21 protein-coding genes and 4 tRNA genes are annotated in these 19016 nt (G+C 43.9%); 13 read left to right on the top strand and 12 right to left on the bottom strand.

Features of this window, described 5'->3' with window-relative positions:
• Positions 1-127: 127 nt before the first annotated feature.
• Entirely contained in the window at positions 128-1435 is a 1308-nt protein-coding gene (locus FTU19_RS13135) for an FAD-dependent oxidoreductase (RefSeq protein WP_125279600.1), read from the top strand.
• 3 nt (positions 1436-1438) lie between these two features.
• Entirely contained in the window at positions 1439-2278 is an 840-nt protein-coding gene (locus FTU19_RS13140) for a cyclopropane-fatty-acyl-phospholipid synthase family protein (RefSeq protein WP_180070451.1), read from the top strand.
• Positions 2279-2359: 81 nt separating this feature from the next.
• On the opposite strand, the gene FTU19_RS13145 is transcribed toward FTU19_RS13140, so the two are convergent.
• From FTU19_RS13145 to FTU19_RS13160, 4 genes are all read right to left on the bottom strand, one after another.
• A tRNA-Thr gene (locus FTU19_RS13145) sits at positions 2360-2435 on the bottom strand.
• Positions 2436-2640: 205 nt separating this feature from the next.
• Positions 2641-2868, bottom strand: a complete 228-nt coding sequence (locus FTU19_RS13150; RefSeq protein WP_004781576.1) for a hypothetical protein — start codon at positions 2866-2868, stop codon at positions 2641-2643.
• A gap of 438 nt (positions 2869-3306) precedes the next feature.
• Positions 3307-3507 carry a hypothetical protein gene (locus FTU19_RS13155; protein ID WP_180070453.1) on the bottom strand — a complete coding sequence of 67 codons (201 nt, stop codon included), beginning with the start codon at positions 3505-3507 and terminating at the stop codon, positions 3307-3309.
• 205 nt (positions 3508-3712) lie between these two features.
• A tRNA-Ser gene (locus FTU19_RS13160) sits at positions 3713-3803 on the bottom strand.
• Positions 3804-3924: 121 nt separating this feature from the next.
• On the opposite strand from FTU19_RS13160, the gene FTU19_RS13165 reads away from it, so the two are divergent.
• Positions 3925-5805 (top strand): potassium transporter Kup, encoded by a 1881-nt coding sequence (locus FTU19_RS13165; RefSeq protein WP_104426719.1) that lies wholly within the window; start codon positions 3925-3927, stop codon positions 5803-5805.
• A 67-nt stretch (positions 5806-5872) separates the two neighbouring features.
• Here FTU19_RS13165 and FTU19_RS13170 read toward each other — a convergent pair whose 3' ends face one another.
• Entirely contained in the window at positions 5873-6430 is a 558-nt protein-coding gene (locus FTU19_RS13170) for a hypothetical protein (RefSeq protein ID WP_180052761.1), read from the bottom strand.
• 266 nt (positions 6431-6696) lie between these two features.
• On the opposite strand from FTU19_RS13170, the gene FTU19_RS13175 reads away from it, so the two are divergent.
• Complete coding sequence (locus FTU19_RS13175) at positions 6697-7794, top strand: DNA/RNA non-specific endonuclease (RefSeq protein WP_180070455.1); 1098 nt, start codon at positions 6697-6699, stop codon at positions 7792-7794.
• An 85-nt stretch (positions 7795-7879) separates the two neighbouring features.
• Positions 7880-8125 carry a hypothetical protein gene (locus FTU19_RS13180; RefSeq protein ID WP_004781584.1) on the top strand — a complete coding sequence of 82 codons (246 nt, stop codon included), beginning with the start codon at positions 7880-7882 and terminating at the stop codon, positions 8123-8125.
• Between the two features lie 72 nt (positions 8126-8197).
• Here the strand turns inward: FTU19_RS13180 and FTU19_RS13185 are convergent, their stop codons facing one another.
• Complete coding sequence (locus tag FTU19_RS13185; protein WP_180070457.1) at positions 8198-9268, bottom strand: AraC family transcriptional regulator; 1071 nt, start codon at positions 9266-9268, stop codon at positions 8198-8200.
• A gap of 108 nt (positions 9269-9376) precedes the next feature.
• On the opposite strand from FTU19_RS13185, the gene FTU19_RS13190 reads away from it, so the two are divergent.
• On the top strand, positions 9377-9970 hold the full coding sequence (locus FTU19_RS13190) for a hypothetical protein (protein WP_179991945.1): 594 nt from the start codon (positions 9377-9379) through the stop codon (positions 9968-9970).
• Between the two features lie 338 nt (positions 9971-10308).
• Here the strand turns inward: FTU19_RS13190 and hisF are convergent, their stop codons facing one another.
• Entirely contained in the window at positions 10309-11067 is a 759-nt protein-coding gene (hisF, locus tag FTU19_RS13195; RefSeq protein WP_004781588.1) for an imidazole glycerol phosphate synthase subunit HisF, read from the bottom strand.
• Positions 11068-11180: 113 nt separating this feature from the next.
• Between hisF and FTU19_RS13200 the strand changes: the two genes are divergently transcribed.
• The 3 genes from FTU19_RS13200 to FTU19_RS13210 are packed head-to-tail and all read left to right on the top strand — an operon-like array spanning position 11181 to position 13197.
• Positions 11181-12128: a homoserine kinase gene (locus FTU19_RS13200; protein ID WP_034170208.1), complete on the top strand. Its 948-nt coding sequence runs from the start codon at positions 11181-11183 to the stop codon at positions 12126-12128.
• A gap of 26 nt (positions 12129-12154) precedes the next feature.
• The gene (locus FTU19_RS13205) at positions 12155-12781 is read left to right on the top strand and encodes a DUF1294 domain-containing protein (RefSeq protein ID WP_034170207.1); all 627 of its coding nucleotides are present in this window, start codon (positions 12155-12157) and stop codon (positions 12779-12781) included.
• 20 nt (positions 12782-12801) lie between these two features.
• The gene (locus FTU19_RS13210; protein WP_004781593.1) at positions 12802-13197 is read left to right on the top strand and encodes a hypothetical protein; all 396 of its coding nucleotides are present in this window, start codon (positions 12802-12804) and stop codon (positions 13195-13197) included.
• A gap of 61 nt (positions 13198-13258) precedes the next feature.
• On the opposite strand, the gene FTU19_RS13215 is transcribed toward FTU19_RS13210, so the two are convergent.
• The 5 genes from FTU19_RS13215 to hisB form a co-directional block, all read right to left on the bottom strand.
• Positions 13259-14188 carry a DMT family transporter gene (locus FTU19_RS13215; protein ID WP_179991947.1) on the bottom strand — a complete coding sequence of 310 codons (930 nt, stop codon included), beginning with the start codon at positions 14186-14188 and terminating at the stop codon, positions 13259-13261.
• Between the two features lie 68 nt (positions 14189-14256).
• On the bottom strand, positions 14257-14991 hold the full coding sequence (hisA, locus tag FTU19_RS13220; RefSeq protein ID WP_005232592.1) for a 1-(5-phosphoribosyl)-5-[(5-phosphoribosylamino)methylideneamino]imidazole-4-carboxamide isomerase: 735 nt from the start codon (positions 14989-14991) through the stop codon (positions 14257-14259).
• Between the two features lie 222 nt (positions 14992-15213).
• Positions 15214-15894: a 3'-5' exonuclease gene (locus FTU19_RS13225; RefSeq protein WP_373684974.1), complete on the bottom strand. Its 681-nt coding sequence runs from the start codon at positions 15892-15894 to the stop codon at positions 15214-15216.
• A 134-nt stretch (positions 15895-16028) separates the two neighbouring features.
• Complete coding sequence (gene hisH, locus FTU19_RS13230) at positions 16029-16646, bottom strand: imidazole glycerol phosphate synthase subunit HisH (protein ID WP_004781601.1); 618 nt, start codon at positions 16644-16646, stop codon at positions 16029-16031.
• Positions 16646-17239 (bottom strand): imidazoleglycerol-phosphate dehydratase HisB, encoded by a 594-nt coding sequence (gene hisB, locus FTU19_RS13235; protein WP_005232589.1) that lies wholly within the window; start codon positions 17237-17239, stop codon positions 16646-16648. The genes hisH and hisB overlap by 1 nt, the downstream gene beginning before the upstream one ends.
• 96 nt (positions 17240-17335) lie before the next feature.
• Here hisB and FTU19_RS13240 point away from each other — a divergent pair, with 96 nt between their 5' ends.
• The 4 genes from FTU19_RS13240 (at position 17336) to FTU19_RS13255 (ending at position 18927) form a co-directional block, all read left to right on the top strand.
• Positions 17336-17713: a GNAT family N-acetyltransferase gene (locus FTU19_RS13240; protein ID WP_004781604.1), complete on the top strand. Its 378-nt coding sequence runs from the start codon at positions 17336-17338 to the stop codon at positions 17711-17713.
• A gap of 202 nt (positions 17714-17915) precedes the next feature.
• A tRNA-Phe gene (locus FTU19_RS13245) sits at positions 17916-17991 on the top strand.
• Positions 17992-18127: 136 nt separating this feature from the next.
• A tRNA-Phe gene (locus FTU19_RS13250) sits at positions 18128-18203 on the top strand.
• 208 nt (positions 18204-18411) lie between these two features.
• Positions 18412-18927: a hypothetical protein gene (locus FTU19_RS13255; protein ID WP_180131515.1), complete on the top strand. Its 516-nt coding sequence runs from the start codon at positions 18412-18414 to the stop codon at positions 18925-18927.
• The last annotated feature ends 89 nt before the right edge of the window (positions 18928-19016 follow it).

The following is a 19016-nucleotide window of genomic DNA, read 5'->3' on the forward strand; positions in this document are numbered from 1 at the left end:
CAAAAAATGTAATTTATTTGTAAAGTTGCGTTAACCTAGACTTACGAAAAAAAAGTATTCTGGAAGATTTTAATAACCTATTTGCTGAAAGCATGGTTCATAATTTCTTTTAGTTTTTCAATGACGGATGATCAGATTGGATATCGCAGTAATTGGTAGTGGCATGGCTGGACTGGCTACTGCCAGAATTCTTCAGGACGCAGGACATCGCATTACTATTTTTGAAGCGCTTCAAGGTCGCGGCATGGACAGTCATAGTCTCGAATTTGAAGGAGGCCTCATTGACGCACCTTTACGTGTGATGAATCCTTATCTGTGGAAAAATACCTTAAGTCTGGCGACTCATCTGGGCATTAAAACTTACCCGGTACGTACCTATATGGCCTGTAGCTGGCTGTTTGAAGACCGGGTAGAAACCTGGCTAACCACATCACGTAGCCGGATTGGCAATATTCCGATTATCAATAACCGCAAAGGCATCCAGCAATATGGCTGGCGTCTGGTCAAAGGTTTGCTGCAACTCAAAACAGCCTTGGCAAAATTCTTTAAATCCAAAAATCAGGACATCAGCCTGGCAGAATTTATCAATCGCAATGAGATTGAAGAAGTGTTCTGGCATGGTGCGGTGATGCCGGTGCTGTATACCATCTGTACCTGTAACCCGAAAACTATTGGTGAATGGCCAGCCAAACCGCTATTGATTTTCCTGCGTCAGCTAACGGATGGTGATGCCTTGTTACGTATGCAGGGCGGTACTCCGGCTTTGGTAGACAAACTGATTGAAGGCATTCACATTGAAAGTGGTGCACCAATTGTCTCAGTGAAAGAGCAGGGCGACAAAGTACTGGTAGAAAATGCAGCGGGTCTGTCGAAAACCTTCGATCGCGTCGTGGTGGCGACACCAACCAATCATATTGATGAATTCCTGGATCATGAACAGTTTGGCCGTGATATCGAGCTGTTAAAGAAATTCAAATTTGAACAGGGTGAATTGGTCATTCACCGCGATAGCAGCGTGATGCCACCAAAGCGTAAGGATTGGGCTGTACTCAGCTATATGATGGATCGCAAGTTTACCCGTCAGCAATTTACGGTTTGGCTGAATGCGGTTGAACCGAGTCTGGTGGGTAAATCACCGGTATTCCAGACCTGGCGCCCTGTGACTGAGATTGATCCGAAAAAAGTGATTTCATCAGTGACCTTGACCCGTGCGGTAGTAGATGCCAATACCATCGCTCTCAATAAGGAATTACAGCATCGTCATCTGGAAATGAACCGTAAAGTGTTCTACTGCGGTTCGTGGTCATCGGATGGTTTGCCAATTCTGGAATCTGCTGTGACTTCTGCTATGAAAATTGCCGCAATTATGGGGGCACCGTTGCCATTTGAAGGACTTAAACCTAAGATCGAGGTAGCACCCCAACTCGGTTATTGATTGATGCAATGGTTTCAGGCACTTCGTCAGCGTCTTCCTCAACATAAATATGCAATTGATGCATCGTTGCTGGGAGATCTGTCACAGTTGCCCTGGAGCAATCTGGGTTATTGGTGGGCAGGGCAGCAGAATTATGTAGCTGCCTGTCGAACTTTGGCCGACCGTTTGGCAGAAACGGTCGGTTTAAATTCAAAGGATAAATTGCTGGATCTGGGCTGTGGCCAGGGTGCCAGCCTGTTGCACTGGCAGCAACACTATCAGGTGCAATATCTGGCTGGTGTAGAACTTCAGCCTGCTTGTGTGGCGAATATTCAGCAACATTTACCTAATCTCAATGCCATCTATCCGGCTTCTTTCCTGCGTTTAAAAGACATGCATTTTTCCCAGCGCTTTGATGTGGTGCTATGTCTGGATGCTGCCTATCATAGTTCCGTTCCCGAACTTCTAGATCAGGTACGCAGTGTTTTGAACACCAATGCACGGATTGGCTTTCATCATCTGATCTTGTCGGAAAAATGGGACAGCTTGAATGCGCTGCAAAAGCGTAAATATCAGTTTCTGCTGAAATCCGCCGATGTCAATTTAAAAAACCTGATGTTGAAAAATGAGCTTTATCATTGTTTGGAAAATTTTGAATTTAAGAATATTCAGATTGAAGATCTGTCCGAAGCGGTATTTTCAGGTTTTGCTGATTATGTAAATCAGAATTTAAATTCAAAGAAATTGAAACAAAAAGGCAAAAGACTGGATCAGTTTAAAATCCAGATGACGGCAAAGCTTTGTCAGAAGTTATATCAGGATGGGATTGTAAGATATGTGCAGGTGACGGCACAGGCGATCTGAGTATTCAAGGCAAAAAACAGCTATATAAAAATACCAAGCCCAGAAACATCAAAGCCTCACTAAAAAGCGAGGCTAAGAAAATGGTGCCGGCACACGGATTCGAACTGTGGACCTACTGATTACAAGTCAGTTGCTCTACCAACTGAGCTATGCCGGCGTTGTGGAGTGCATTTTACAGATTTTTCCTAAGGGCGCAAGCCAAAAAATAACCGTTCAATCTTATAACCAATTTTTTATTGCTGATCATTGAATCATCTTCACTCAGGCATCTACATTTAAATCATGAAATTGCCCATATCAGTGATATGGGCAAGGATAAGGGGTTGATATTTAAAATCTATTATGAGTGAGTTAAAAGGGAATTATCTGCTTTTGAGTATCCGATCCAGGTCTTGTGCGCATTCCTCTAAAGTAAAGGCCATATCAAACTGCATTTGAGGTTTGAGTTCTTGAGCGAGACTTCTCCACTGTTCAATTAATTTTAGGGCTTTTTGAATCTTATGTTTGTTGACGTCTTTGGCAATGGTCGGGGTATAACCACCGCGTTTGGCATTTTTTATCTGTTTCATGTAGTTTGCGCTGTTATTCATGTCCACTCTCCGAATAGCAGTGTTTCCACTTTTTTCTAACCCAAATAAGGAAGACTCAAGCAATAACGTTTTCTATCTTTAGGTTTTTATTCTCCTTTTATCCTGTTTTGATTCCACCATAACATAGCGATGATGACAATTAAATTAAGCTATTTTTATGCCAGTTTTTGTCTCCATCATATAAATAAACTAAAAGAAGAACATAAAGTTAAGAAATTAATAAAAATGGATATATCATGGTTTTATCCAGAGAATTTATTTCAATATATCCCAACCTATATCCTTACATCTTTAAATCTATCAAAAGAAAAGGCAAGCAATACTCATCTCAAAAATAACCAGTAAAATGAATTATCCTTTTTCAATTCATCTGTCCAAGATGCTCACTTTTAAGGTTTTAGACTATAAAAAAAGCCCAATATAAAATTGGGCTAGGGCTTAAGGCTCGACTTCTAGCGGATCACCATCTTCAGGACGAAGATGACGTGTGCCATCATCCGCAGGATCTACACTTGATCCATCCTTGGTGATCGGATTGTACATTTCATCCTCTTTTTTATCGTCAGTGAACTCCTCATCTTCGAAATCCAGAGGCTCATTATCATCCTCAAAATTTAGGGGTTTTTCATCATCTTTCATAGCGATCCATCATTTTTTACCAAGATAGGATCATGCTCGAATATTCCTCAGTGTCATTCAACAGCCATCCGGCATCATTTATGTAACTTGTATAGTTATTCTTTTATTTTTAATCCATTCCCTAATAATTTCGGCAACAAAAAAGGCTTAAACCCTTTAGATTTAAACCTTTTGAGACATCATGTGGCGACATGATAATGATATTTGGCGGTGAGAGAGGGATTCGAACCCTCGATACGCTATAAACGTATACACACTTTCCAGGCGTGCTCCTTCAGCCACTCGGACACCTCACCATGGCCGTGGATGATATAGAAAAAAAGCCAGTCTGCCAAGCTTGAAACAATTGATTTGCGGAAAAACTTTGAGCGCAGTGTTATGATTCGCAAAAATGCTTGTTAAAAACGAAGACGATATATGCAAAGCACTGCACAGAAAGCAGCTCTCCCGGTAATTACGCTGGCTGCGCTTGGGGTTGTTTTTGGAGATATTGGAACCAGTCCATTGTATGCACTACGCCAATGTTTTCTGACGTCGCACCTTGCCATTAGTGAAGCTTCGGTGTTGGGCATTTTGTCCTTGATCTTCTGGTGCATCATGCTGACGGTGAGCTTTAAATACGTCACCATTATCATGCGTGCCGATAACAACGGTGAGGGCGGAATCATGTCCTTACTAGCTCTCAATTTGCGAACCACACGCATTTCTGATGACAAGAAAATTTACCTGATTGCGCTCGGCTTTATTGGGGCATCGCTGTTTTTTGGTGACGGGATCATTACCCCGGCAATTTCTGTGTTATCTGCGGTTGAAGGGCTGAGTATAGCCACACCTGTGTTTAATCAATGGTTAGAACCTCTATCGATCGGGATTATTGCGGGACTCTTTCTGGTACAACGTCATGGTACTGGAACCATGGGCAAATTTTTTGGTCCGTTGACCTTACTCTGGTTCCTGTCAATTGGTGGTTTCGGTTTGTGGAGTATTATTCAGACCCCGACAGTACTGGCTATGGTGAATCCATACTGGGCCTATCATTTTGTGGTCGATCAGCCTTTTGTAGCCTTCTTGACCATGGGCGCCGTGATTCTGACCATGACTGGTGGTGAAGCCATTTATGCCGATATGGGGCATTTTGGTCGTCTGCCGATTCGTCTGGCTTGGTTCATTATCGTATTGCCATGTTTGTTGCTCAATTATGCTGGACAAGGGGCATTATTGCTGCGCCGTCCTGAAGCACTGGAAAATCCTTTTTATATGCTGCTTCCGGAATGGGGCTTATATCCAATGATTGGTTTGGCCACAGCAGCTGCTGTGATCGCCTCACAGGCCGTCATTACCGGGGTATTCTCCATGGTGAATCAGGCCATTCAACTGCGTTATTTGCCACGCCTGAGTGTAAAGCACACATCAGCCGAAGAGCGTGGCCAGATTTATCTGCCCTTCATTAACTGGATGCTGTTTATTTCTGTAGTGATTCTGATTTTACTCTTTGAAAATAGCGCCCGCTTGGCGAGTGCTTATGGGGTCGCAGTCACCATGACTATGCTGTGTGGCACCATTTTAATTAGCATTCTGGCTTATGGTTTCTGGCGCTGGCCAATCTGGAAAGTGGTGTTATTTGCCACACCATTCCTGATGCTGGATCTGGTTTTTGTAGCCTCAACATCTTTAAAAATTGCATCAGGTGGCTGGGTGCCGATCCTGCTCGGGGCGGCATTATTTACGATTCTGATGACCTGGAAAGATGGTCGTGCACTGGTTCTGAACCGTCTGGAAAAAGATGCGCTACCGATTGACTTGTTCATTAAGAGTATCTCAATTGGGGGAGGCACCAAGTTTGTGCCGGGTGAAGCGATTTTCCTGACCGGAACTCCGACCATTGTGCCGCATGCGATGTTGCACAATATTAAGCACAACAAGGTGCTACATGAGCGCAATATTCTGGTAACAGTCATTACCCGGGATATTCCTTTTGTAGGTGATGAAGAACGGATTAAACTGGAAAAACTCAGTGAGCATTTTTATCGAGTGACAATGTATTACGGGTTTAAGGATCAGCCAAATATCCCGGAAGCATTGCAGCATGCGTATGCAGAATGGGGCTTTGAATATGACCTGATGCAGATCAGTTTCTTTATCTCCCGGGAACGGATTATGCATACGGTGGGAGAGGGAATGGCACCTTGGCGGGAAAAACTGTTTGTTTCCATGCAGCGTAATACCAGTCCGGTCAGCGACTTCTACCAGATTCCGACCAACCGGGTGGTTGAACTGGGTAGCCAGATCGAGATGTAAAAATAAAAAAACCAGAGCTAGGCTCTGGTTTTTTTAGGGGAGAGAATTTAGAAAGCTTTATAACAAATTATTGTTCTGTTGCTTCTGTCTCAACCGGCATTTCAGGGGCGGCGTTTAAAGGTGCATCTACCGCAGGATCAGCTTCAGCTTCTACTGCAATTTCAGTTTGCTCAGTCATCGCAGCCGCTTCAGGTGCAGCAGCTTGCTGTTCTTCAAGAGCTGGTTGCTCTACAGCTTCACCCATAGTCATTTCCTGTTCTGTAGCAGGGGCTGCTGGTTCAGACTCAAGATTGGCTGGAGCTGGATTGGTATCCGGCATTTCTGGTTGTGCAACAGGTGCATCAGGCATGCCTGGTGTTGGCATTGGCTGATTTGGCATTGATTGTTGTGGCTGCTGGCCTGGCTGAGCAGGTGCAGACATTGGCTGGTTTACCAGACGGATCTGTCCAGAGTTCACCAGGCTTTCCAGTGAGGCTTGCTGACCATTTACAGTGGTACTAATTTTAGCTTTAGATAAGCTTTCAAGTGTTTCACCCGCTTGTACAGGAGGCTCAGCGAATGCGCCGGCACTGATCACACTTGTAAATATTCCGAGACCTAATAACTTAGATAGTTTGGAATTCATAAATTAACTCCATTGCTAATAATTGTACGTAATTTGAGTAGTCAAATAGCTTTGCACACTCAAGACGAGGTCACAATCAAAGCTACTTAAAGGTTAAAAAACCGCGCTGAAAGCTCACTAAAAAAACGACACTTTGTTACAAGATTTAAGAATATAGGGGTGGATTGTGTAATTATTAGGCAAATAAAGAGGGTAAGATATACTTCATATACATGGCTTGTTAAGCTCGCAAAACCCCCGATTTTGATCTTAAAAGCACGTGTAGCATGGCAAAGAAGCAGCGTAAGTCGAAGAATTCAGTTTTTCAATTTTTTAATGAAAATAGCGTGAAAGTGATCCTGGCAATGGTCGCTTCCGGGAGTTTTGCGATTGCGTTTGGCCAGGAGAAAATCAGTCAGTGGATTTCTTTGCCTTCTACATCGAATTCGAGCTGTCTGGAACAGTTTTACCGGGACATCCCGCCTTACTTAATGAAAGACAGCCTGAAAAAAGACAGTTATTCACTGTGTTTTAATGGCTTTAATGTGGGTTATTCTGGGGTATCCAAAACGCCACTTTGGGTGGCGGAGGCCTTAACACCGAAGCGTCTGAGCCAGAAAATTCCACGTGAAGACAACTTCCATGAAGAAACACGACTAAATGCTGCTCATCGTGCGACTTTGGCTGACTACCGTGGTTCAGGCTATGACCGTGGCCATATGGCGCCAAATGCAGATATGCAAAATAAAGCTTCACAGTCTGACAGTTTCTCGCTGGCCAATATGGTCCCGCAGGCACCAAAGAACAATCAGCAGGTTTGGCGTGAGCTGGAAGAAGCAACCCGTGCCATTGTGACCAAGCAGAAGCAGGACGTATATGTAGTGACCGGGCCGGTCTTTGCTGCCAAAAAGCTGAAAACTATTGGCAAGGGTGTAATTGTACCAACTGCCGTGTATAAAGCGATCTACATGCCGAAAACTGGTGCCATTGGTGCCTACTATGCACCTAATGATAATTCGCTCAAGGTTCGCATTGTCAGTGTCTGCTATCTGGAAGAGCAGCTCGGCATTAACCTGTTTCCTCAGTTAACTGAAGAACAGAAACGCAATACCTATCATCTGCCGTTGACTGCAAATGCTGTGAAGGCCAACCAGAAAATTGCCTATTCGAATTGGGATGCAGAAAGCCAGTGTGCTGAAGATGTGCCGAAAGAAGATCTAGAAAAACTGCAGCGTGAGTTCAAACCGTTAGCCTCAAGTTCAGCCAGTACAAGCAATACCAGCTCATCAGTTAATAAGAACGGGATCGATCATGATACTCAGGATACGATTGTTAAACAGCTGATTGAGGCCTTGTTGCAATACATCCTGCAGCTGCTGAAATAGTGAAAAGGAGCTTGCTGTAAAAAGCAGGCTTCAGGTAGCATGCTGAAGACAGGTGAGTAAAAATAATAAAACAGAGTAGAAATTAATGTTTAAAGCATTTGAAAATGGAACCGAATCGCATGCGATTCATGATCTGACAGTTGAGAATGATCTGGACTGTGTCAGTCTGTATGGCAATCTGCAAATTACCAAAGACCAGGCTGGTCTCAAGGCAGCCAAAGTCTTGCAGGCACTGTTAAATGATATTGTGCAGCAACTCGAAGAAACACCGGATCTGCCAGAAAAAATTGAACGCAATGATGCAGATGAAATTGAAAATCCATTTTTATAGAAATTTCTTAATCACTATTCTGGCTAGAAAAAAGCTTCTTTAATGAGGAGCTTTTTTATTTTATTCAAATTTTTAAATCTGATGTGGGACATTAATCTCTGCAGTAGCAGGATAGTCCAGAAATTTTTCCTGCACCTGGGTTTCCAGGTATTCTGAGCGCCATTGTTGTGGGGTCTGAGCCGTCCACTGCTTGAAGGCACGCTGAAATGCGCTCTGCTCAGAATAGCCAAGCAGCATGCTGATTTCCTGCAGACTCAGATGAGGGTCTTTCAGATATTGCATGGCCATCATGCAGCGGATTTCCTGCATACGCTGCTGATAGGTCTGACCCTGTTTTTGCAGGTAACGTTGTAGCTGACGTACAGAAAAATTCATCTGTTTGGCGATATGTTCAATCTGGAACATATTTTTCTGCAGACCCACCAGAATCGCCTGTTGCAAGCGCTGATCAATCTGGGTGGAGTTCGGAAGTTTTTCCAGCACCGCTTCTGCCTGTTGCATCAGTAATTTCTGTAAGGTCTGATCGCCTTTCTTTAAAGGCGTAGACATTTCACTCACAGGAATCAGTACCTGGTTTCTGGCCTGACCAAAACGGACCTTGCAGCGGAAATACTGTTCATAGACCGCAATATTTTTATTGACCGGATGCTGAAAATGGACTTCATGCAGATGCAGTTGATGCTGGTCCAGAATGCTTGAGCGAATAAATTCAGTCATGAGTGCGATGGCAATCTCGTCTGTGAGTTGCGTACTCACTTTAAACGGAATTTCGCTCCAGGAAATGGACAGGTAATCTCTATCCAGACTGACCTGTAAAGGACTACCATCATAGATCAGGCGATGATAGTCATGATAACGCATAAAGGCTTCGCCCAGCGTTTCACTGGATAATGCCAGATAGCCAATAATACCCAGATGCTTGGCCTGCACCAGTTGCGCGATTTCCAGGCCGAGTGCTGGCCGCTGCAACTCCTGGTCCAACTGGCTGAGCAGATCACGCCAGAGAATATAATCAAAACGCTCCAGGTTCTGGATCGCAAACAATTTCTTGGGAATGTCCAGTTGTTTGAGCTGGTAATAGTCCAAAAGCAAATGTCCTAAACCACCATATACCGAACCGACATAATCTTGGGGAACGTGCATTTTTTAATTCTTTTGTTCTGTCGTTTTTTGTCAATGATATTGAAATTATCGGTCAATATCTAGCCCTTTGTTTGACCTATAGTGTAAACAAACAGGGAGGAAAAGATCATGTGGAAAGGCTTTCTAGCAGGACTGGTCGTAGCCAATGGCTTTGAATGGTTTGCGCATAAATATGTGCTGCATGGTACGCATCGAGCAGGGCAGACGCGTTATAGCCCAGTGCCGGACAGCATGCGTTCACATTGGGAACATCATCGTGAAGTTCGCAAGACCAGATTTTCTGATTATGCCTATGTGGAAGGTTTGAAAAACTGGCGAATCCGCAATGAAATCGGTTCACTGGCCGTCGCAGCAAGCGTATTCGGGCTGGCTTTTTATCCCTTGTCCAAAGGTATGTTTTTGGCCACGCTGTATAGTGCAGGCAATTATTTCTATATGCATCGGCGAGCACATCTGGAGCCAGAATGGGCCAGAAAAAAAATTCCTTGGCATTATGATCACCATATGAATAGTAACCAAGACGCCAACTGGTGTGTAACCAAGCCCTGGTTTGATTATTTGATGGGAACCCGGGTGATTTCCTCAGCAGATTTACAGGAAAAAAATCCCCTTGGTATTGTCTTGCCGGAACAGATCTCTATGCGCTTAACCCACTTAACCCAGCGTTATTTCCCGGCTAAATGGGCTAAAGATCGTGATTAAATAACTTAAATTTCGAGTAATCTGCCACATAAAATGTTAACCATTTCTCACTTTGGTTAACCCTGTCGTGATTTGTCAATAAATTCTGCATATATTGTCAATATTGCGCTCAGGATTTCACCTATATTTGCGTCTGTTGATGATTGAAAGTCTTATCAACCTGCATACAGATTGAGTTATATTGTAAATGTCAAAGATACCAAGTGCTGTAGTTCTTCTTGGTTTTTATAGGGAGTCGCAAGACTCCTTTTTTTTGTCCAGAATTTAAATGATTTCTAAGAATAATGCATAAAAAAAGAGCGTGATATTCACGCTCTTTTTCATTTGAAGGCTGTCGTTTAAAGACGCATTTCAATACCTTGAGCAGCTAGATAAGCCTTGGCCTCAGGAATGGTATGCTGGCCAAAGTGGAAAATAGAGGCGGCAAGTACTGCATCGGCACCACCATGGATAATCCCGTCAGCCAGATGCTGCAAGTTGCCTACGCCACCAGAGGCAATCGTTGGTACAGTGACGCGGTCATTAATGGCACGCATGAGTGGAATGTCATAACCTGCTTTGGTGCCATCGGCATCCATAGAGGTAATTAACAGTTCGCCTGCGCCGTAGCTGGCCATTTTTTCTGCCCATTCCAGGGCATCAATGCCGGTCGGTTTGCGTCCACCGTGGGTAAAGATTTCCCATTTATTCTCGCCAGTTTTTTTGGCATCAATCGCTACCACGATACATTGCGCGCCAAAACGCTGTGAGGCTTCCTGTACAAACTCAGGGTTGAAGACGGCTGCCGAGTTGATGCTGACTTTGTCTGCACCTGCATTTAATAGTAGACGAATATCTTCGACTTTACGCACGCCACCGCCTACGGTAAGCGGTACGAATACAGATTCAGCCATACGCTCAACGGTACGGTAAGTGGTGTCGCGTCCATGATGTGTAGCGGTAATATCAAGGAAAGTAATTTCATCGGCACCTTGTTCATTATAACGGCGTGCCACTTCTACCGGGTCACCCGCATCACGAATATCAAGGAACTGAACACCCTTGACTACGCGACCGTTGTCGACGTCCAGACAAGGAATAATACGTTTAGCTAGCATAAATTTTTCCAATTATTACAGCCGATTATGAAACTCATCCACGCAAGCGCTACACCTTGGTAGATGGAAACGGTATTCTAGCAAAAATATGTAAGTTTTTTCGCAGGTTTTCTATGTCGGTTTATACCACTTTGACTTTAAAGGAAGTTCAGGATTTCGCAGCACCTTATGGACTTGAGGTGATTGATCTGATTCCCATTCAAGGAGGTATCCAGAATACGAACTATTTTCTGGTCTGCGAAAACCAGCAATATGTGCTGACCGTTTTTGAAGATATGGATGAACAGGCCGCTGGAGAACTGGTGCCGGTCTTGCAGCATCTGGGTCAGGCAGGTCTGGCCGTACCGGTGCCTTTATCCCATTCAGGCAAAGCCATTCATACGCTAAAAAATAAGCCGGCACAAATTGCACCACGCATGATGGGCGAGCATCCGATGCCATCTACCGTTGCGCAGGCGGAAGCGATTGCCATTGCTCAGGCCAAAATGCATGTCGCACTGAAAGATTTTAAACTTGAGCGCGCCTTTGTCCGTGACCATGCCTACTGGTATAACGTAGCACAGGAAATTAAACCGAGCCTGAACGCAGCAGATAAAGTCTTACTGGGAAAACTTCTGGGCCTGTATGAAGCTTTAACCGCAGTATATCCAGATCGTCCACGTGGCTTTATCCATTCAGATCTGTTCCGTGACAATACCCTGTTTGAGGGTGATCAGCTGAAAGGTATTCTGGACTTTTACGAGCTGAATAAAGATGAATTCCTGTTTGATATTGCAATTACTTTAAATGACTTCTGTACCAATTATCCGGAAGTTACTTTAAATGAAGAAAAGGCCAATGCCTTTTTAAAAGCCTATGAAACTGTGCGTCCATTGACTGAGGATGAAAAATCATGTCTGGAGCTTTACCTGGCAATGGCTGCGGGCCGTTTCTGGATGATGCGTTTACAGGTGGCACAGAAAAATGCGGCTGAAGGCCGCACCGGTGAAGATATTCTGCAAAAAAATCCGGAAGAGATGCGTAACATGCTGATTGAACGTTTAAAATTTGTGACAGCTTAAATTAAAAATAAACAGGAACAGGCAAAATGCGCGATCAGGGACGTTTGGTAGAATGGTTTGATGACAAAGGCTATGGCTTTATTCAGCCCAATGATCCGGCCAAAGATCGCGTGTTTTTGCATATCAAAGATTTTGCCCGTCCCGGTCCACGGCCAATTGTTGGTTGTGCGCTAGATTATCTGGTGATTCTAGATGAGCAGGGACGTTATCGTGCCCAGCAGGTTATGTACCTGAAAGCATCACAAACCAAAACGGCAAAAACAAAAACTAAAACATCAGGCCGAAGCCAGCCAGAAAAACTACAGCCGATGCAGGTTGCTTCTGTGGCCTATATTTTGGTACTGGCGGGACTCAGTTTAGCCGGATTGTTGAGTGGAATGATCCTGTTACTGGTGAGCCTGATGAATGTCCTCAGTTACTGGCTATATGCCCAGGATAAGGAAGCGGCACAACTGGGCAATCGCCGTATTCCAGAAAATACCCTGCATCTGGTGGCATTTCTAGGAGGGTGGCCGGCCGCCTGGCTGGCACAGCAAAAATTACGTCATAAAACACAAAAACAACCCTTCCGGCAAATTTATTTTTGTACTATAGCTTTTAACATCATTTTGATTATATGGCTGATTTCTCCCTTTAACAGCCTGAATATCTAGAAACAACCACAGGAGCGTAGATGAACTATTCAATTGATAAAGACTCAAATCGCACGCTAACCCTGATTCTTTATATCTTATATATCGTGGCCATTTTTAGTGGTGGCTTGCTGGCAGTGATTGCACTGATTATTAACTATGTGAAGCGCTCGGATGTACGAGGCTCGATTTTTGAAAGCCACTTTACCTGGCAAATCCGCAGTTTCTGGTGGTATCTATTCTGGAATATTGTAGCCTTTGTGCCGTTCCTATTCCTGTTCTTTACCCATGAAGATCCGGACCTGTTTGCAGGGGTTGCTTTTGGTGCATCCACTTTCTGTCTGGTTGTGGTCTTTGTTTCCTGGATCTGGATTGTCTATCGCGCGATTCGCGGCATTATGCGTCTGAATGACAATCGACCGATGTATACCAAATAAGATTAGCTATATTTCTCTAGATAAAAAACTCCCCCTTTTCTAAGAGGGGGAGCTCATAAGCTTAGGAAAGATCTTCCTTCAACTCTTCTATTTTTTCTTTTCTAAAAAACTTTGGCTTCCATTCGCTGGCAATCACCCCAAGTACCACCATCAATCCGCCTAGAAGTGCCAGCGCAGGCAAACGTTCTCCCGCCATACGTCCAAATAAACTTGCCCAGATCGGTTCACCGGCATAAATAATTGCAGCTTGGGAAGGATCTACCATTTCCTGTGCCCAGTTCATCACTAGCTGAATACAGGCACTGGCAATACCGAGACCGACCAAAATACCTGCCAGATGCCAATGGAAGTCAGGTAACTGTGATTCACCCAGCATCGGTGCCATCAGAAAACAAAATAACGAGGCAAAAATGAGTTGTAGCACGGTGACACGCCGAGTATTCACCTTCGGAGCAAAATGACTGATAAAAATAATCTCAAGCGCAATGGCAATCGAGCCGAGCAAAGTCAAAGCCTGACCAAAATTCAGCTGAATGGCACCAAAGCCATTACCGGTTAAAAAGACCAAGCCAAGAAAGGCAAACAGGGCACCGACCCAGGTCATAAAATGTGGTTTCTTACGAAATAGCAGCCACAGCATTAGAGGCACTAAGGGAACATATAGCGCAGTCAAAAAGGCCGATTCACTGCTACTAATCGTTTGCAAGCCCACCGTTTGTGTTCCATAACCGATCGCAATCACAGCCCCAATGATGGCACCCGCTGCCACTTCTTTAAGCGTCATGCCTTTCAAGTGCTTCAGCGACAGCAGAGTTACGGCAATTGCCGCTGCTGCAAAACGTAATCCGACAAAGATCACCGGACTACTAAAATTCAGACCATATTGTACGGTGATAAAACTGCCGCCCCAGATAATCGTAATCAGGATCAGAGCAAGTTGAGGAACTTTCGTCCTCCAGGTAGAGGATGTTTGGGAAACAGATGTCGACATGGGAGAGAGGATCAAAAAATTGAACAATAAAAAAAGAGGTCCACAGACCTCTTTTTCAGCAGACGCTATTATAGCGCTTCTTGTTCATCCAGCAATAATTGTGCTTCACGTAGATTTAAAGTGCCTTCATAGATCGCACGACCGGTAATCGCACCTAAAATGCCAGGCTGATCTTTCAGGTTACGCACGTCATCCATATTGGTTACACCACCTGAAGCAATTACAGGCAGACCTGAATATTGTGCCAGATGTACAGTTTGCTCAATGTTGACACCCTGCATCATGCCATCACGGGCAATATCGGTATAAACAATACTAGACACGCCTGCATCCGCAAAACGTTTTGCCAGATCAGTCGCTTTTACATCAGTCACATTCGCCCAGCCATCAGTTGCTACCATGCCGTTCATGGCATCGATACCCACAATAATGTGGCCTGCAAATTTTTTGCATGCTTCTTCTACAAATTCAGGATTTTGCACTGCTTTTGTACCAATAATCACAAAAGATACGCCTGCTTCCAGATAATGCTCAATGGTTTCCAGCGAGCGGATCCCGCCACCAATCTGGATAGGCAATTCTGGCTGTGATTTGGCAATGGCTTCTACCACTGGCTTATGAATCGGTGTACCTGCGAAAGCACCATTTAAATCTACTAAATGCAAGCGGCGAGCGCCTTCATTTACCCAATGCTGTGCTGTTGCCACTGGATCGTCAGAAAATACGGTATCGTCTTCCATACGACCTTGTTTTAAACGGACACATTTGCCATCTTTCAGGTCAATTGCAGGGATGATCAGCATGCTTTCGCTCCTTGCTCAATCTTTAGAATGAATTTCAGTGAGTTCATCTTAGCAAATAAAGTCGAAATTTCTAACTCTTAAACGGTATGAAAAAAGAAAACCTGTCTGAAGATATGCTGGAGTGACAGGATTTTATTCTTCAATTTTTTTATTCTTTGCAATACTCCTGATGGAGTCTGATATCAAAATGATATTTCATTAGAAAACTTATCTTTTGTTCGTTCAAATTTTTGAATGCGGGCGAATTTTCAATTTTAGTGAAGTATTGGGAACTTCCTTGGGGCCCAAGCCACGGTGCAGCAATTCTTCAAAAACCAGTAAAGGTGCATAGGCATCTGCAGCCGCATATTCAATCTGTGCCTGACTGAGATGTTTTTTTGCCCAGTTCGATGTCGTGACCCGTTTCGATTTAGGAAAATTCACCTGAAATAGCAAAGCCATCGCATTTTTTAATCCAAGAGGATTTTTAATGCCGAACGCACCAAAGCACTTTGACAGTTCAATGACACTGTTCAGCTCAATGCCTCTTTTACGGAAGAGATGCGCATCATTTTTCAGGCCAAAACCAACTTTAATCTGGTCTCGATTGGCAAAAATCGGTTTCAGAAAATCCCAAATGGCAGCATTCATTTGAAACAGGTAGGCCTTTTCCAGAGTGGCCAGCTGAATCAGATGCGGACCAGTGGACACTTCACCGACCTTGAAGGTCGGTTTAGACTCAGTGTCCAGACCAAAGACTGCGATCTGCTCAAGTTCTTCGCGTAGAGCTTCACATTGCTGAATGCTGTTAATCACCACAATATTTTCAGGCGCGATATTTTGAAAAGGTGGAAAATTTGCTATTGCCTCTTTACTCGGCAGAATATCGTTAAGCTGGGTATCCATGATTAAAGCATCTTCCATTGATGAATATTCGGGTTGAATAGAGCATACCTTAGAGAAGGAAGCTTGGATGTGAATTATTTTTCAAAAATAAAATTTTAAACTGTAGCCCATAAAAAAAGCCCGCATGATGCGAGCTTTTTGAATGTATTGGATTAGATATTCCAATCCACAAAGTTTTTCAGCAGTTGCAGTCCTGCAGTATGACTCTTTTCAGGATGGAACTGGGTCGCAAACAGGTTGTCTTTATGCAGGGCAGTACAGAAATCAATACCGTAGTTACAGGTCGCTGCCACGATGCTTGGATCTTGTGGTTCCACATAGTAACTGTGCACGAAATAGAAACGTGCATCCTGAGCAATGTCTTTCCACATTGGATGGCTTGGATCGGCCTGATGTACCTGGTTCCAGCCCATATGCGGCACTTTTAAACCTGCCATTTCCGGGAAGTGTTTCACTTCACCTGCAAAAATGCCCAGTGCATCCGCACCGCCATTTTCTTCAGAGCGTTGCATCAGGGCCTGCATACCGACACAGATGGCCAATACCGGTTTGTTAAACACGGCATTACGTACCACTTCATCAATTCCGGCTTCATGCATGCCTTGCATGCAGTCACGCATTGCACCCACACCCGGAAAAACGATTTTGTCGGCTTGGGCAATCAGTTTTGGATCATTAGTCACATCTACCGTTGCACCGACGTGTTCAAGTGCTTTGGCTGCTGAGTGTAGGTTTCCCATGCCATAGTCAAGAAGGGCAATACGGGTCATTACAAGGTACCTTTGGTTGAAGCAACAGTATTCGCAGCACGTGGATCAACTTCACATGCCATACGCAGTGCACGGGCAAATGCCTTAAATACACTTTCGATCTGGTGGTGACTGTTTTTACCTTTCAGGTTGTCAATGTGTACAGTCATCAGCGAGTGGTTGACAAAGCCCTGGAAAAACTCAGAAAACAGGTCTACATCAAAACGGCCAATCATGGCACGGGTAAATGGAATGTCCATAAACAGACCCGGACGGCCAGACAGATCCACCACGACACGGCTTAAAGATTCATCAAGCGGCGCATAGAAGTGTCCATAACGACGTAGGCCTTTTTTATCACCCAAAGCCTGAGCGAACGCTTGACCTAAGGTAATACCACAGTCTTCTACGGTATGATGGTCATCAATTTCCAGATCTCCGTCACAATGAATATCAATATCGAACAGACCATGTCGCTTGATTTGATCAATCATATGATCTAAAAATGGAATACCAGTGTTTAAAGTGCCTTGACCAGTACCATCGAGGTTCAAACGAACTCGAATTTTGGTTTCGTTGGTATTTCTTACCACTTCACTGATACGATCTGTCATAGACACGTTCCTCAAATACGTCAAAATGATTGATGTAGAAAATATTTTCGCCGTGACGACGTCACCGCATATTAGATTGCTCAGGAGGGTTTATCAATGCCTATTACCGTACATGCTTATACTTCTCTAGAAAACGACGAAGTGCGCAGCCAGCTTGAGCGACTGTATGACACTAGCCCTGAATTTAGTGATGGGGCAGATGCCATTGAACATCTAGAGCAAAACCTTGCACAGTATACCTTACTTTATACCGCAGAATTTAACACCAAAATCATCGGCGCCATCTGGTGCACGGGACAAGGCGAAAGCCGGACCCTGGAAAATATTGTGGTGCATCCGGCCAACCGTGGACGCGGGGTTGCAGAAAGGCTGGTGAGTGAGGCATGCCGCATGGAAGAGGAAAAAGGAGTAAAAGCATTCGTACCGGGATGCGGAGCCATTCACCGTTGTCTGGCAAATCTTGAAAAAATTTAGATACAGATAAATTCCAAGCAGCCTTCGGGCTGCTTTTTTTGTAAATACCGGATTCAATTTGTTTTATTAGTCAGGTATTTGCTGAGAATAGTGAAAATATTGCTGTATAAGCATGTAAATCGATGGAAAAGTAAACATTTGATGATTTTTATACGTTATGTACTTGACGATTAAGAGCTGAAACTGTTTAATACGCGACATCGGCGTGATAGCTCAGTTGGTAGAGCAACGGATTGAAAATCCGTGTGTCCCCAGTTCGATCCTGGGTCTCGCCACCATATTCAAAACGATTTTAAAGTTTTCAATCCCTGATCCCATCAGGGATTTTTTTTAGGCCAAAATTCAGACACTCAATCTTTTTTTTCATAATTTCGATTGACTAATGTGTCTAGATACGGCTTAATACACCGCATCGGCGTGATAGCTCAGTTGGTAGAGCAACGGATTGAAAATCCGTGTGTCCCCAGTTCGATCCTGGGTCTCGCCACCATATTCGAAAAAACCTCAAACATTGTTTGAGGTTTTTTTTCGCCTGTGATTTTTGATTCAGCCTAAGAATTAACTTGTTTTGCCATTCATCTGAGCAAGAATGAGTTCTCTAAATAATCAAGGTAATCTAATAGATAATTAAATTAAATACAGACTTTAGCAACCGATGAAGGCATTCAGGTTGTGAAATTTGAAGTAGGGGAAAGCCCATGAATAGTCTAAAAACATCTTTATTTGGGGCTCTGTTAGGTACATTGAGCATAGCAGTGCATGCGGAAGAACAGAAAACGGTGCTTACCTTGCCTACGATGACCATTATGGCTGAACCTGAAATGAGTAATGAGACTGGCTATGTTCCATTTATTGAGAATGAAGCCAATCGTCTTGCCTTACAGCATCAGGTAATCCGGGGAACCAAAGATGCAGAAAATTTTATGGTCAATCCAAATGTGCTGGCAAACCTCGATATTAAGCCGACCCAAGCTCCAGATTTGAGTTTACTGTCACCTGCACTGCAACAGTATGTGATGACCATTGCCCAGGGCTTACAATCTGGTGATCCAACCCAAGGGCTGTATACACTGCTGGAGAATGTCGGGATCGATCGTAGCAGCAGCTTGCAACCAGGACGCGGTCTTCAACTACAGATTAATCTGAACAAGGTGAATCTGGGCTTATTAGAAAACTCTCTGTACACGACAAAAATAGATAACTCATTGAAATAATGTCACAATAATTGTTTTCTAACGACGAATACTATGACACATCTCAATGAGTTATATCTTATCTTAAACAAATCTCTAAAATGGAACAA

The sequence above is a fragment of the Acinetobacter sp. YH12072 genome (assembly GCF_013419565.1).
Classification (GTDB): domain Bacteria; phylum Pseudomonadota; class Gammaproteobacteria; order Pseudomonadales; family Moraxellaceae; genus Acinetobacter.